At 62.4% G+C, this 13,991-nt stretch carries 18 protein-coding genes; 12 read left to right on the forward strand and 6 right to left on the reverse strand.

Translation table 11 applies throughout. The annotated features are described in order from the left end of the window. Positions 1 to 50 precede the first annotated feature (50 nt). From ACTJJN_RS06225 to ACTJJN_RS06235, 3 genes are all read left to right on the forward strand, one after another. On the forward strand, positions 51 to 644 hold the full coding sequence (locus tag ACTJJN_RS06225) for a GNAT family N-acetyltransferase (RefSeq protein ID WP_012052715.1): 594 nt from the start codon (positions 51 to 53) through the stop codon (positions 642 to 644). After that, entirely contained in the window at positions 641 to 1,000 is a 360-nt protein-coding gene (locus tag ACTJJN_RS06230) for a cupin domain-containing protein (protein WP_003253997.1), read from the forward strand. Before ACTJJN_RS06225 ends, ACTJJN_RS06230 begins: the two co-directional genes overlap by 4 nt. Before the next feature lie 67 nt (positions 1,001 to 1,067). Further along, a complete protein-coding gene (locus ACTJJN_RS06235) occupies positions 1,068 to 2,705 on the forward strand; it encodes a mechanosensitive ion channel family protein (protein WP_440781121.1) in 1,638 nt (545 codons plus the stop codon). Between the two features lie 205 nt (positions 2,706 to 2,910). On the opposite strand, the gene ACTJJN_RS06240 is transcribed toward ACTJJN_RS06235, so the two are convergent. Continuing rightward, positions 2,911 to 3,798, reverse strand: coding sequence for a MerR family transcriptional regulator (locus tag ACTJJN_RS06240; RefSeq protein WP_440781122.1), 888 nt, complete (start codon positions 3,796 to 3,798; stop codon positions 2,911 to 2,913). A 153-nt stretch (positions 3,799 to 3,951) separates the two neighbouring features. Between ACTJJN_RS06240 and ACTJJN_RS06245 the strand changes: the two genes are divergently transcribed. From ACTJJN_RS06245 to ACTJJN_RS06275, 7 genes are all read left to right on the forward strand, one after another. Continuing rightward, positions 3,952 to 4,398, forward strand: a complete 447-nt coding sequence (locus ACTJJN_RS06245; RefSeq protein ID WP_012052718.1) for a PAS domain S-box protein — start codon at positions 3,952 to 3,954, stop codon at positions 4,396 to 4,398. Positions 4,399 to 4,500: 102 nt separating this feature from the next. After that, on the forward strand, positions 4,501 to 4,923 hold the full coding sequence (locus tag ACTJJN_RS06250) for a nuclear transport factor 2 family protein (RefSeq protein WP_003254001.1): 423 nt from the start codon (positions 4,501 to 4,503) through the stop codon (positions 4,921 to 4,923). Continuing rightward, positions 4,920 to 5,672: an SDR family NAD(P)-dependent oxidoreductase gene (locus tag ACTJJN_RS06255; protein WP_440781123.1), complete on the forward strand. Its 753-nt coding sequence runs from the start codon at positions 4,920 to 4,922 to the stop codon at positions 5,670 to 5,672. The genes ACTJJN_RS06250 and ACTJJN_RS06255 overlap by 4 nt, the downstream gene beginning before the upstream one ends. A gap of 6 nt (positions 5,673 to 5,678) precedes the next feature. Beyond that, positions 5,679 to 6,926, forward strand: coding sequence for an NAD(P)/FAD-dependent oxidoreductase (locus ACTJJN_RS06260; RefSeq protein WP_440781124.1), 1,248 nt, complete (start codon positions 5,679 to 5,681; stop codon positions 6,924 to 6,926). After that, positions 6,923 to 7,732 (forward strand): DUF1365 domain-containing protein, encoded by an 810-nt coding sequence (locus ACTJJN_RS06265; protein ID WP_440781125.1) that lies wholly within the window; start codon positions 6,923 to 6,925, stop codon positions 7,730 to 7,732. Before ACTJJN_RS06260 ends, ACTJJN_RS06265 begins: the two co-directional genes overlap by 4 nt. Then, entirely contained in the window at positions 7,707 to 8,969 is a 1,263-nt protein-coding gene (locus tag ACTJJN_RS06270) for an SAM-dependent methyltransferase (RefSeq protein WP_161773664.1), read from the forward strand. The genes ACTJJN_RS06265 and ACTJJN_RS06270 overlap by 26 nt, the downstream gene beginning before the upstream one ends. Beyond that, positions 8,969 to 9,457, forward strand: a complete 489-nt coding sequence (locus ACTJJN_RS06275; protein ID WP_440781126.1) for a DUF2878 domain-containing protein — start codon at positions 8,969 to 8,971, stop codon at positions 9,455 to 9,457. The genes ACTJJN_RS06270 and ACTJJN_RS06275 overlap by 1 nt, the downstream gene beginning before the upstream one ends. Here ACTJJN_RS06275 and ACTJJN_RS06280 read toward each other — a convergent pair. From ACTJJN_RS06280 to ACTJJN_RS06300, 5 genes are read right to left on the reverse strand one after another with little or no spacing between them, the layout of a single operon-like run. After that, positions 9,395 to 9,577, reverse strand: a complete 183-nt coding sequence (locus ACTJJN_RS06280; protein ID WP_440781127.1) for a DUF2256 domain-containing protein — start codon at positions 9,575 to 9,577, stop codon at positions 9,395 to 9,397. The two genes, ACTJJN_RS06275 and ACTJJN_RS06280, sit on opposite strands and share 63 nt — an antisense overlap. Further along, on the reverse strand, positions 9,574 to 11,100 hold the full coding sequence (locus ACTJJN_RS06285) for a cryptochrome/photolyase family protein (protein WP_440781128.1): 1,527 nt from the start codon (positions 11,098 to 11,100) through the stop codon (positions 9,574 to 9,576). The genes ACTJJN_RS06280 and ACTJJN_RS06285 overlap by 4 nt, the downstream gene beginning before the upstream one ends. Positions 11,101 to 11,108: 8 nt before the next feature. Continuing rightward, the gene (locus ACTJJN_RS06290) at positions 11,109 to 11,414 is read right to left on the reverse strand and encodes a DUF6482 family protein (RefSeq protein ID WP_012052724.1); all 306 of its coding nucleotides are present in this window, start codon (positions 11,412 to 11,414) and stop codon (positions 11,109 to 11,111) included. Beyond that, entirely contained in the window at positions 11,411 to 11,947 is a 537-nt protein-coding gene (locus ACTJJN_RS06295; RefSeq protein ID WP_003254010.1) for a DUF3833 domain-containing protein, read from the reverse strand. Before ACTJJN_RS06295 ends, ACTJJN_RS06290 begins: the two co-directional genes overlap by 4 nt. 2 nt (positions 11,948 to 11,949) lie before the next feature. Continuing rightward, entirely contained in the window at positions 11,950 to 12,486 is a 537-nt protein-coding gene (locus tag ACTJJN_RS06300) for a chalcone isomerase family protein (RefSeq protein ID WP_012052726.1), read from the reverse strand. Positions 12,487 to 12,645: 159 nt separating this feature from the next. On the opposite strand from ACTJJN_RS06300, the gene ACTJJN_RS06305 reads away from it, so the two are divergent. Beyond that, entirely contained in the window at positions 12,646 to 13,137 is a 492-nt protein-coding gene (locus ACTJJN_RS06305) for a DUF1543 domain-containing protein (RefSeq protein ID WP_014756350.1), read from the forward strand. Positions 13,138 to 13,215: 78 nt separating this feature from the next. Continuing rightward, entirely contained in the window at positions 13,216 to 13,986 is a 771-nt protein-coding gene (locus tag ACTJJN_RS06310) for an SDR family NAD(P)-dependent oxidoreductase (RefSeq protein WP_440781129.1), read from the forward strand. Positions 13,987 to 13,991: the final 5 nt, after the last annotated feature.

A 13,991-nucleotide genomic window follows, 5' to 3' on the forward strand; every position in this document is an offset into this window, starting at 1 on the left:
AAAGGCGTAGCCCTTGAATACTGACCCCCGGCACCATGGGAGCACTGTGCATGCCTATCGACTTCAGACCCGCTCGAGTCTCGGACGCGCATGATATTGCGCGCTTCTTTCAACTGACATCGGAGGGCATGGCCGATTACATATGGAGCAAGCTCGCCGCACCTGGAGAAGCCTTGCTGAGTGTCGGTGCGTCTCGCTATGCCAGAGAACAGGGCGACTTTTCATACAAGAACTGCCTGATGGCCACTTTCGAAGGGCGCGTCATCGGCATGATGCATAGCTATGCCTTGCGCGCAACGCCTGACAGGCCAGTCGAGACCGACCCCGTCCTCGCGCCTTATTCCGACATGGAAATACCCGATACTTTGTACATATCCAGCCTGGCGCTGGATGAGGCCTGGCGGAGCCAGGGGCTGGGCGCCCAGTTTCTTCGCCACGCCCAGCAGCGCGCTGACGACGCGGGCCTTGATGGGTTGTGCCTGATCGATTACGCAGAAAACCATGGTGCACGCCGCTTCTACGAACGTCATGGTTTTCAAATTGTTAAAACCTGCCAGATCGTTCCGCACCCGATGCTGGGCGTCACCGGTGAAGCCTATTTAATGTATCGCCCTACTCACAACGTGCTCGAGAAACAGCCATGAACCAGAAACTGACCGTGTTCCGCGAACTGGATATCCAACCGCTGCGCGACCTTCCGTTTTTTGAAGAAGTCCTGGAAGGTACCCCTCACACGCTGACGTCCAAGTACTATCACGATGAACAGCAAGGTCGCATTTCCGGAGAATGGGAAGCCAGCACCGGGGCGTGGCGCATTGACTACAAAGTGTGGGAGTTCTGCCACGTCCTGAGTGGATGCTGCGTCATTGAGCTTGAGGGTTGCGCCCCGGTCACACTGGCCGCTGGCGACACGTTCATTATCGAACCGGGCGCCAAGGGCAAATGGACCGTAGTGGAAGACATGAAGAAGAACTTCGTGATCCTCGTGCCCGCGAACTAAGCCACTGAATGCTGGCTGAAGCCGACTATGCTGGTAGCAATCCACACGCCGGCACAGGGGCTGTTAAATGGGCAACAAGCGCAGGTTCGGGCGGGCTGCTGGGCTAATGCTACTGATCCACGTGCTGTTCTCGCCCCTGCTCCATGCGGACACCCCTCAGCCTGGGCCAGAGATAGAGGGTGTGATTGCCGAACCCGCGCCGCTGACCGTCATCAACCGCACGGTGCTGGTCTTTCGTGCGACGCTGCTGGGCGAAACACCCACGGTGCGTGCCCTGCGCGCCAAGAAGGTCATCGAGGATACGCTTCAGGAAACAAACGATCTGGAGGTTCGCGTCGACCCTATCCTGCACAGCTACCTGGTGCTGCTGGGCGGGCGCCGTGCATTCATCGTGACGCCACTGGATGCTGCGGCCGATACCATTACCACAGGCGAAGCCGCCGAGCAGGCCGCCGAGAACCTGCGCCTTGTTGTCGAGGAAACCCGCCAGGCGCGTAGCCTGCGGTTCTTGCTCACCGCGATAGGCTACAGCGCTGCAGCAACCTTGGTCTTTTTCATGCTGGTAAAGGCCGCAGGCTACTGTCGACGCAAGCTCCTTGGACTGCTGCCTAAACTGATGGGCAAACACTCCGAGCGCCTTAAGGTCGGCCACACGCAACTGTTCGACCTGCAGAACCTGTACTACCTGATCGACCGCTCACTCTGGCTGCTGTACTGGTTGGTCGTGTTGTTGTTCTGCTACCAATGGCTGGGCTTCGTGCTGTCTCAGTTCCCCTACACAAGGTCTTGGGGGGAAAGCCTCAATATCCACCTGATGGCGCTGCTCAACTACCTGATCAGCGGTATTTTGCGTGCCATGCCCGGCCTGGCCGTTGCATTGTCGATCTTCTTCATCGCCCGGGGCATCAGCGCTTTCTCCAAACGTGTGCTAAGGCGCATGGCACGCCCGGGCACATTGAAATGGCTGACCGCCGAAACCTTGCAACCGACCATGCGCCTGACGTCGCTGGCGATCTGGCTCTTCGCCCTGGTGATGGCCTACCCCTATCTACCCGGCTCGGGTACCGATGCCTTCAAGGGGTTGTCAGTGTTGCTCGGTCTGATGGTTTCACTGGGGGCGACCAGTGTCATCGGCCAAGGCGCCGCCGGACTGATTCTCACCTACACGCGCACGCTGCGCGTCGGTGAATTTGTACGTGTGGGTGATTACGAGGGCACGGTGACCGAAGTGGGCATGTTCACCACGACCATTCGCACCGGGCTTGGCGAGGTGCTGACACTTCCCAACTCGATGATTACCGGCTCGGTGACCAAGAACTACTCAAGAATCGTGCAAGGGCCAGGCTATGTGGTCGACACCGTGGTGACCATTGGCTACGACACCCCGTGGCGTCAGGTCGAGGCGATGTTACTGGAAGCGGCTCGGCGCACCGACGGCGTGCTGCAAACGCCCATGCCCCAGGTATTCCAGACGGCACTGTCGGACTTCTACCCCGAGTATCGATTAGTGGCCCAGGCCATCCCGTCAGAGCCCAGGCCACGCGCGCAGCTTTTGAGCCTGTTGCACGCCAATATCCAGGACGTGTTCAACGAGTATGGGGTGCAAATCATGTCGCCTCACTACCTGAGCGATCCCGAGCAGCCCAAATGGGTGCCCAAGGAGCAGTGGCACGCGGCCCCGTCCAAACCTGAAAACACCGCGTGAGCAATGAGGCCTCAGGTGCCGGTCAGCGCAATGATCACCGGCCCACAGACCGCTAACAGGACATTGGAAACGGCGTAGCAGACGGAAGCCGATGACCGGCGTGTTGCTCCCCGACTGCTTGAGGATCTTGTTCATCGACGCCGATAAGGGCCAAAAGCATGCCGAGCAACGACCCAACCACCCTGAGCATCGCGCAGGGCCAGGCTCAAACGTCCAGCGCCCCCCTGAGCAAGGCGTCAAGCACGCGCGCGACGTCAGCACCCTGCTCGTGCAGCAGGCACACCGGCAGCCCGTGCAAGGCCGCTTGCACACCGGCCAGCCCCTCGCCCGTCAAGGCCAGCGGACAAGCAATGTCCATCTGCAGGGAGCGCAGGCGCTTGGCCAAGGCAGGGCTCACCGGTGGCTGCAGCGCGATCACCAGTGCCGCTGGCTGCATCGCCGCACACAGCAGCGGGAGCTCTTCCAGCGGCTGCCCGCAGCCGAGCACTTCGATGCGTTGTCGCTCGCTGCTCAACAGCAGCCCGGCGCACAACACCTGGCATTCGGCTTGACCCTCGGTACCCGCCAGCAGCACCCGCGGCGCATCGACCTGGTTCATCTGCAAGCGCAGCAGCAGCCGGGCGCGCAAGAACGTATCGAGAAACAACCATTGGCTACGCTGGCCTGGCGCAGTGCCTGAAGCCAGCTCATGCCAAACCGGCATCAGCACGTCCCGCAGCACCGTGGCCTTTGGCAAGAGTGTGAACAGCTGCCCATGGATAGCTTCCAGCGCCTGCGCATCGAATGCCCTGGAAGCGCGCGCAACGGCGGCGCGCCAGTCGTCAAAGGCCGAGGGCTGCTGCACAGGCGCCTCAGGCTGGCCGGCGAGCCTGTCACCCACCTTGCTGATGGGCAGGCCGTTGGCGGTCCAGCGCAAGATGTCACGTATGCGCTGGACATCCTGGGCCGTGTACAAGCGATGGCCGCCCTCGGTGCGCTGCGGGCGAATCAACCCATGACGCCGCTCCCAGGCACGCAAGGTCACCGGATTGATGCCGGTCAGGCTGACCACATCGCGCATGGGTAGCAATTCGGGTGGGGTGGCGTCGGTCATAACGAGGTGTCATTCAAGGGGTGATACATTCTAAACCCAGATGCACCTTCTGCGGCGAGCCTCCTTGGTTCATCATGCAACAAACAGCGCCAAAAGCTACTGCACGGAAGCCTTTGGCGCACATCGCATACGAAATGCCTGTAGGTGAGCCCTATGATCAATGCAAAACTCCTGCAACTGATGGTCGAACATTCCAACGATGGCATCGTTGTCGCCGAGCAGGAAGGCAATGAGAGCATCCTTATCTACGTCAACCCGGCCTTCGAGCGCCTGACCGGCTATTGCGCCGACGATATCCTTTATCAGGACTGCCGTTTTCTTCAGGGCGAGGATCACGACCAGCCGGGCATCGCAATTATCCGCGAGGCGATCCGCGAAGGCCGCCCTTGCTGCCAGGTGCTGCGCAACTACCGCAAGGACGGCAGCCTGTTCTGGAACGAGTTGTCCATCACACCCGTGCACAACGAGGCGGACCAGCTAACCTACTACATCGGCATCCAGCGCGATGTCACAGCGCAGATATTCGCCGAGGAAAGGGTTCGCGAGCTGGAGGCTGAAGTGGCAGAACTGCGCCGGCAGCAGGGCCAGGCCAAGCGCTGACAAAAAACCTATACAAGGACGTTGACTTGTATAGATAAAAGCTTAGGCTTCAGTTATACCTGTACAACAATTCAATGTTGTACAGGATTCCTGGAGCCCAGTATGTCAGCGTACCTACAGCAGTTCGCCGAGCGCTTCGCCCGCCTTGATGGGGCGAGCCTCGACACGCTGGATAAACTGTACAGCGACGATGTCACCTTCCGTGATCCCCTGCACCAGATACAGGGGCTGCAGGCCCTGCGCGCCTACTTCGAGCAGTTGTACGCCAACGCCACCGATATCCGCTACGCCTTCACCAGCGCCGACGAGGTAAAGCCCGGGCAGGGGTACCTGCGTTGGACACTGCAGTTTTGCCACCCGCGCCTGGCGGGGGGCCAGCCGATCACGTTGCAAGGGTGCAGCTGCCTGCATTGGCGCGACCGTGTGCATTTTCACCAGGACTATTTCGACGCCGGTGCCCTGCTTTATGAACACCTTCCCGTCATGGGCACTGCGATCCGCTGGCTCAAAGGCAGGCTGGCATGAGCCGCTGTTGGCTGACCGGCGCCAGCAGCGGTATCGGTGCCGCGCTCGCGCAAATCCTCCTGGAACAAGGCCACCAGGTCGCCTTGGGCGGGCGCCACGCCGACCGCCTTGCCCCGCTGGCCGAACGGTTTCCTGGGCAGGTATTGCTGGCCATTGGCGATCTTGACAACCCGGAGCAGGTCGCCGGCATCGCTGCGCATATCGAGCAGGCCTGGGGAGGCCTGGACATGGCCATTCTCAATGCCGGCACCTGCGAATACCTGGAGCCTGGGCATTTCGATCCGGCGCTGGTCGAGCGCGTCATGCGCACCAACCTGCTGGGCGTCAGCTACTGCCTGGCGGCAGCACTGCCCTTGCTGCGCGCAGGCCAGCGCCCCCACCTGGTGGTGATGGGCAGTTCGGTAACCTGGCTGGCCTTGCCCCGCGCCGGCGCCTATGGCGCGTCCAAGGCCGCGGTGCGCTATCTGGTGGAGTCACAGCGAATCGACCTGGCACGCGAAGGCATCGCGGTCACCCTGGTGAGCCCAGGCTTCGTGGACACGCCACTGACCCGTCGCAACGATTTCCCCATGCCACAGCTGTGGTCTGCGCAGCGTGCCGCCCGGCATATCGCCAGGCGCCTGCCCCGCCGCCCCCTGGAAATCAACTTCCCCGGTCTTTTCACCTGGGTGTTGCGCCTGCTCGGGGCGCTGCCCGCGCGCCTGCGCCTGGCGCTGGGCCAACGCCTCGCCCGTCATGAACAGGAATGATGATCCATGCGTATAGCAATCATCGGCAGTGGCATCGCGGGGCTGACCTGCGCCCATTTGCTGTCACGCCAGCACGAAGTCACGGTTTTCGAGGCCGAGCAATGGGTCGGGGGCCACACCCACACCCTTGATGTGGTCTGGAAAGGCCAGCAGCATGCGATAGATACCGGTTTCATCGTCTTCAACGACTGGACGTACCCGAACTTCATCCGCTTGCTCGACCAGCTCAAGGTCCCTTCACAGCCGACCGAGATGAGTTTTTCCGTGCATGACCCGATGACGGGCCTGGAATATAACGGTCACGACCTGAACACCCTGTTCGCCCAACGCAGCAACCTGGTGTCCCCAGGGTTCTGGGGGATGATCCGGGACATTCTGCGTTTCAACCGTCAGGCACTGGCCGACCTGGACAACCAGCGTATCGATGCCAGCACCACGCTGGGCGACTACCTTCAAGCGAACCGCTATGGGCAACGCTTCATCGATCATTACGTCGTGCCAATGGGGTCGGCGATCTGGTCGATGTCTCGCGCAGACATGCTCCACTTCCCGCTTGAGTTCTTCGTGCGCTTCTGTCGCAACCACGGCTTGCTGTCGGTCAACCAACGCCCACAGTGGCGGGTGATCAAAGGCGGCTCGCGCAGCTATGTCGCGCCGCTGTGCCGACCGTTTGCTGAGCGCATCCGCCTCAATTGCAAGGTTTACCGCGTCAGCCGCGACGAAGGTGGCGTGACCCTCGTGAGCGCGGCCGGCACCGAACGCTTCGACAATGTGGTGTTCGCTTGTCACAGTGATCAGGCCCTGGCGCTGCTGGAAAGCCCCAGCAACCAGGAGCGCGCCGTACTCAGCGCCATCGATTACGCCAGCAACGACGTGGTGCTGCACACCGATACCCGCCTGCTGCCACGCCGCCAGCGCGCCTGGGCCAGTTGGAACTACCGCCTGGGCGGCCCTGAGCGGGCGCCCGCCGCGCTGACCTACAACATGAACATTCTGCAGGGTATCCAGGCACCGACAACCTTCTGTGTGAGCCTCAACCAAACCGCACTGATAGACCCGGCGCAGGTCATCGCCCGCTTCCAGTACGCCCATCCCCAGTACAGCGTTGCAGCGTCGGCTGCCCAGGCATGCCAAGGGCAACTGCAGGGTCAGCAGCACAGTTACTTTTGTGGTGCCTACTGGGGCAATGGCTTTCATGAAGACGGGGTGGTCAGCGCACTGAAGGTGGCCGCGCACTTCGGAGAGCACCTGTGAACAGCAGCCTCTGCCTGGGCTGGATCAGCCACCGTCGGCTGACGCCGCGGGTCCACGCGTTCCGCTACCGGATCGGCATGTTCTACCTGGACCTGGACGAACAATCCTGGCTGATGGGCCTGTCACGCTTGCTGGGACACTGGCGCCTGGCGCCGTTGTGCTGGCGCGAGACCGACTACCTGCCCGCCCTGACCCGCCAAGGCGAATCGCTGGCCCAGGCTGCACGCTTGCTGGTCGGGCAGGCGACGGGGCATCTGCCCGAAGGCCGGGTACAGCTGCTCACGCAACTGCGTTGCTGGGGGCTGTCGTTCAACCCGGTGAGTTTCTATTTCTGCCATGACCGCGACGGGCGCCTGAGTGCGATCCTGATGGAAGTGCGCAACACACCCTGGCGTGAACGCTTTCATTACGTGCTACCGGTGCAAGGCAACCTTGCCAGCCCCTTCAGCGTCGGCAAGGCCTTCCATGTGTCGCCGTTCATGCCGCTGGACATGGACTATCGCCTGCGCTTTTTCCTGAACACGGACCATGTACGCATTCAGATGCAGAACTGGCAAGGCGGCACAAAGGTGTTCGAGGCCGATCTCGCCCTGCGCCGCACGCCACTGGACGGAGCAGCGCTACGTCGGTATGTCCTGAACTTCCCATGGATGAGCCTGCGCACTGTCTCGGCCATCTACTGGCAAGCGCTGCGCCTGTTACTCAAACGCACCCCCGTGCATGACCACACCACCTGCCAGCGTGACCTGGCACTCGGCCAACCTTGCGAGGACCTTGATGATGTCAAATCCCACCCTGAGCGTTAGCAAGTTCGCAGGCCTTGCGCCACTGCTCGGCGGGCTGGCACGAAGCGCCGTGCTCGCCCAGTTGGGCAAGCTGCGTCACGGCCACCTGCGCCTGCTCAGCCACGGGCAGCAGTGGAGTTTCGGTGATGCCGACAGCCCGTTGCAGGCCGAGGTGGAGATCCTCGATGACGCCACCTGGAGCCTGATCGCCGGCAATGGCTCGATCGGTGCTGGCGAAGCCTACATTCACGGCTATTGGCGCAGCCCCGACCTGGCGCTGGTGACCCGCCTGTTCGTCGCCAACCTCGAAGTGCTCGACGCGCTCGAGGGCGGCCTGGCCCGCCTGGGCCGCCCTGCCCTGCGCCTGCTGCACCGGCTCAACCGCAACGACAAGCGTGGAGCCCGGCGCAACATTCTGGCCCACTACGACCTGGGCAATGCCCTGTTCGAGCGGCTGCTGGACCCCACCATGATGTATTCGGCTGCGCAATTCGAACACCCTGAGCAAACACTGGAGCAGGCCCAGCTGCACAAGCTGGAGCGCATCTGCCAGAAGCTCGAACTGAGACCTGACGATCACCTGCTGGAAATTGGCAGCGGCTGGGGCAGCCTCGCTATCCACGCAGCCACCCGTTACGGCTGTAGGGTCACCACCACGACGCTCTCCGAGGCGCAGTACAGCCATACCCTGGAGCGCGTTCAGGCCCTGGGGTTGGGGCAGCGTGTGCAAGTGCTCCGCGAAGACTACCGCGACCTTCAAGGCACGTTCGACAAACTGGTTTCCATCGAGATGATCGAAGCGGTTGGCCATCGCTACCTGCCGGTGTATTTCCGCCAGTGTGCTTCGCTGCTCAAGCCTGAAGGCCTGATGCTATTGCAGGCGATCACCATCCGCGACCAGCGCTATGCCCAAGCGCAGCGCTCGGTCGACTTTATCCAGCGCTACATCTTCCCCGGTGGCGCTCTGCCTTCGCTGAGCGTGTTGCTCGACACCGCCAGCCGGCACACTGGCCTGAACCTTGTGCACATGGACGATTTTGGCCTGGACTACGCCCACACCCTGCGACACTGGCGCGAAAACCTGCGTCAGGCACGCACTGCGCTGACGGACCTTGGCTACGATGACATGTTCCAGCGCTTGTGGGAGTTTTACCTCTGCTACTGCCAAGGCGGTTTCGAGGAACGCGCCATCGGTGTTGCGCACCTGCTCTGGGCAGCACCCCAGGCACGCCGCGCGCCCTTGCCTGGCAGTGCCTGATGCGCAGCCGCTGGCTGATCGCCAATGCCCTCTGGCTGCAAGCCGGCTGGTGGGTCTGCGTGCTGGGGGCCGAGCGGCCCTTGTTGTTGCTGCTGGTGATTCCGGGCGTGGCAGTGCACCTGCGCCTGTGCCCGGACATCCATGCCGAGGTCAAGGCGCTGGTGCGCGTCACCTTTATCGGCTGTGTGCTCGACAGCGTGCTGGGAGCACTGGGGGTGTTTGGTTTCGACGCCTGGCCCCTGCCGCTGTGGCTAGCGCTGCTGTGGTTGGTGCTGGCCAGCGGGATGCGTCACAGCCTGGCATGGGCCGGCAGGCACTGGCGAATCGGCGCACTGCTGGGGGCGATTGGCGGCCCTCTGGCCTATGTAGGCGGCGCAAGGCTGGCAGGTGTCGCCTTGCCCTTGGGCGCGCTGGAAACCGGCCTGCTACTGATGCCGACTTGGGCGTTGGCCCTGCCCCTGCTGGCGCGCATCGCGGCGCGGCGCTGACCGGCGACATCGCTCGGAGCAGTAACGCACCTGCTCCCAACAGCGTGCCCAGCGCTTGCGCCAGGTGAACGGCCGGCCACACACCACGCAAACCTTGCTGGGCAGAAGGCTCTTTTTCATAACGCCTGCCCCGCATCGAGCCGCGCCAGCAATGACTGGCCACGTTGCCACACGGCATCGCGACGGCCAGCGGGCATGCCATCGAGGCTACGATAAACCAGGGCCAGGCGCGGGTTAGCCGAGAGCTGGGGGCGATGGCGAATGAGAAAATGCCAATACAAGGCATTGAACGGGCAGGCCTCCTCTTCGGTCACCTGGTCGACTCTGTAACTGCAAGCCTTGCAATGATCGGACATGCGCTGGATATAACGACCACTGGCGCAGTACGGCTTGGACCCCAGGTAGCCGCCATCGGCGTGCATCACCATGCCAAGCGTGTTGGGCAGTTCGACCCACTCGAAGGCATCCATGTAGACCGCCAGGTACCACTCACAAATCGCGGTTGGCACGATACCGGCCAGCAAGGCGAAGTTGCCGGTAACCATCAACCGCTGGATATGGTGAGCGTAGCCCAACCGCAGGGTCTGCCCGATGGCTTGCGCCATGCAGCGCATGCGGGTGCGCCCGGTCCAGTAGAAATCTGGCAGCGCCCGGTCGTTGTTCAGGTGATTGAGCCCGGCATACGCCGGCATGCGCTGCCAATAGATGCCACGCACATACTCACGCCAGCCGATCAGCTGGCGAATGAAGCCTTCGGCTGCATTGAGCGGCACCCGCCCCTCGCGCCAGGCTTTGTCGACGTCGTCGCACAGACGACGCACATCCAGAAGCCCGATGTTGAGCGACGCACTGATGCGCGCATGAAACAGGTACGGCTCGCCTTCGGCCATCGCATCCTGGTAGTCACCGAAAGCCGCCAGGCCGAAATCCAGAAAATGCTGCCACAGCTGTTGTGCCTCGGCGTGGGTCACGGGGTAGTCGAAACCGTCGACGCCCCCGTAGTGGTCGCTGAAGCGCTGACGCACCAAGGCTACCACCGCTGCCGTGATGTCGTCTTGCGCGAAATGCGCAGCGAACGGGCCACGCAGCTGCCGTGGCAACGGTTTGCGATTGTCGCCATCGAAATTCCAGGCCCCACCTGCCGGGCTGCCGTCAGGCTCCATGAGCAGGCCGGTTCGCTTGCGCATGCCACGGTAGAAGTGCTCCATACGCAGCTGGCGACGTTCTGTAGCCCAGCGCCCGAAGGCTTCACGGGAGCACAGAAAACGCGTGTCGCGAAACCACACAAGCGGCAGTGCGGCATCACGCAAGGCCTGCTCCAGGCGCCACTCACCGCACTCGGTCAAGTGAATGTGGGTGGCGCCCAAGGCTTGTTGCCATCGACGCAACTCATCCACGATGCTGCCGCTGTTACCCTCGGCATCCAGCTCGACATAGTGCACCTGCCAACCCCGTTCACGCAGGGCCTGGGCAAAATGCCGCATGGCGCTGAAGATGAGAATGATCTTCAGCGGATGATGCGGTACGTATCGGGCCTCCCCCTCCACTTCCGCCATCAGGACCGCATCGCGAGCAGGGTCAAGGGACGCCAGACTTGCCAGGTCGAACGACAGTTGGTCACCCAGCACCAGGCCCAGGCGCATCGTCCGGGCTACCACTGGCTGGTGAGCGTTACCGGTACGCGCAGCGGCGCGATGGGGCCGTCGCGTTGTCCGCACATCTCATCGTGCACCACCTGCTGCACCAGCATGCATGGCACCGGCGGCAGGTCGACCAGCAACTGCCGCAGTTCGGTCGTGGAGCGCACGCGCACGGGCTGCCCCTGGGCATCGCTCAATGTCACAGGGCCGGCGTCGGTCAGGGCGCGCAGGAGGTAGAAGCCCCCTTCTAGCGACAGCAGTTCAAGTTCCTTGGCTTCGCCGGTCGAAACCAGCTGGGTCAGCGCAATCAGGTTCATGGTGTGCCCTCTGGCAGGCGGCGGAAGAACAAGGTGATCTGGCCAATCTCAACGCCCAGCTTGCTCATGCTCGAGCGGTTGATCAGGGTGTCGTCATCCATGAGGTACATCCAGTCGTCCAGGTCTACCTGCCAGTGCCGCCCATCGACCGGCAGGTCCAGTTGATAACGCCATCGCAGCGCGTTGCCCGCCACTTCGCCACGCGCCTCGCCGATCACGTCCCCCGCGGTTCCCCGCCAGCGCCCGGGGCCGTCCGGCACCAGCGTCCAGGTACGTTGCTGGCGTGTGCCATCGCTATAAAGAAAATGTTCGTCGAGGATCAGCCGCTCACCCTCGCGGCGGCTGTCGATGCGCACGTGGAAGCGCTTGACCACCTCCCCGGAACGCTTCTGGAACATCCCCCACGCCTGAACCGGGCGCGAGAAGAACGCCGCCAGGTCCAGCTTCGGCTGCTCCTGGGCATAGTGCTCGATACCGACATTGCCACAACTGCCCAGAAGCAGGCAGGCAGCCAGCAACAGCGCTTTGTACATGTTCAGGCTCCTCGGTCATCGCCAGCCAGCCCAAGCAGCCGCTGACGCAATTGGGGATCTCTGGCCCGCGGGTCAAGCCAGATGGCGAAGAAGGCCCGGGCGAACACCGGATCGTCGATCGCATGGCTCAGTTTGCCGTCGACGTAAAAGCGGCAACCCTGCCCCGGCAGGTATAGGCCCGTGATGCGCATACCAGGCGTCACGTCCACGAATGCCTGCTCTATCGCCCTGGTCCATGCCGCGCGTTGCTGTGCCGTCATGCTGCCGCCACCCAGGCGTTGCATTTCCTCAAGGCTGGCCTTGACCAGCGTGTCCCTGGACAATGAACGGTGATAGAGCAGCTCAAGGGCGAACGGTTGGTTCCAGTCCTGAACCGGGCCAACTGCCCATAACCGGGCGGTATACAGCCGCAGGCCAAACCAGGTGAAATCACCGGCGCCCAGCCGTTGCGCCGCAGGCAGCTCCGCTCGCCAGTCTGCCGCCGACGACATGGCGGCTAGCAGCAGGCATAGACAGGTCCAACGTGCAGGGTGCGCCATTCTGACCTCGAGCACTTTGCTAAATACTATACAATAGTAGACGCTTGTACAGATATTTGACGAGTCATGTATAGTTTTTAATGCCCAGCATGCATATTTCTGCAAGCCTCGCGCCCCGTTATCGAACACCCATGAAAGTCGAGATAGAAGGAATTGCTCATGCTGTACGTCGTCATGCTCGGTGGACGCCACCCACGGGCCAATATCGAGGTCCACGATGTGTTGTTCGCGCAGGCGGACTCACTTGAACAAGCTTACCCACATCTGCGCCGAGCCTGGTTCGGGAGCCGAACGGGCCTGCACATCGACGCGTGGATGGAAGTCCACGGTATTGACCACTACCGCCTCGAATTCAGTCAGGTAGCGCCTGGCCCACACGATCCCAGGTTGTTCTTCATCAACCTGGGCGGCTACGAGCCCGGGGTGTTTGGCGAGGCACACCGCTACCTGCTGGTGGTGGCCAGGGACAAGGCCGAGGCCAAGCAACTGGCCAAGCAGAGCCTGCAGGCAGACTGGCTCAAGCCGCATACCGATGCGGTACTGGACGTCGACGATTGCCTGCCGATCGACTGGGTGAACGGCCGTTACGTGCACTTGATCGAAGGGCCCCATGACGGCTTACGGCAGTACAGCGACTATATCCTGCTGTGAGCTCGCCCCTGCCATGTGCAAGAACGTTGGCAGGCATCACAGGACGAGGCACCAGCGCCCAGCCAAGAGGACACGCCGATGAGCCTGATAAACGACCTTCAGACACCCGCCAACGTGCTGGTCTGCGGGGCCAGCCAAGGGATCGGCCTGGCATTGTGCACGCAGTTGCTGGCGCGCGATGACATCGGGCTGGTGTTCGCCGTTTCGCGACGCGCCACCACCAGCCCTGCGCTGGATACCTTGTTCACAGAGCACGCGCGACGGTTGGTTCGCCTCGACTGCGACGCCCGATCCGAGCAGGCACTGCAAACACTGGCCGCGCAGGTGGGCGCCTGCTGCGACCAACTGAACCTGGTCTTCAGTACGCTTGGCGTGCTGCAAGAAGGCCCGGCGCGGGCTGAAAAAGCACTGACCCAGCTAGACATGGCGGGGTTGCTGAGCACTTTCACAACCAACTGTTTCGCCCCTGTTCTGCTGCTCAAGCATTTGCTGCCGCTGCTGCGTCGGCAACCGTTGGCCTTCGTCGCCTTGTCGGCGCGGGTTGGGTCGATCGGCGACAATCACCTGGGTGGGTGGTACAGCTACCGTGCCAGCAAAGCCGCGCTCAACCAGCTTCTGCGCACTGCAAGCATCGAGCTGAAGCGACTGAACCCCGCGTCGACGGTACTTACATTGCATCCCGGCACCACCGACACCCAGCTTTCCCGACCCTTTCAGGGCAATGTGCCGCCAGGCAAACTGTTCTCGCCCGCGTTTGCCGCCACCTGCATCCTGGCGCTTGTGAGCCGTCACGGCCCGGCGCAGAGCGGAACGTTCTGGGCGTGGGACGGCACGCCGATTCCCTGGTGACGCGC

Source organism: Pseudomonas sp. 22515 (assembly GCF_052044625.1).
GTDB classification, from domain to species: Bacteria; Pseudomonadota; Gammaproteobacteria; order Pseudomonadales; family Pseudomonadaceae; genus Aquipseudomonas; species Aquipseudomonas alloputida.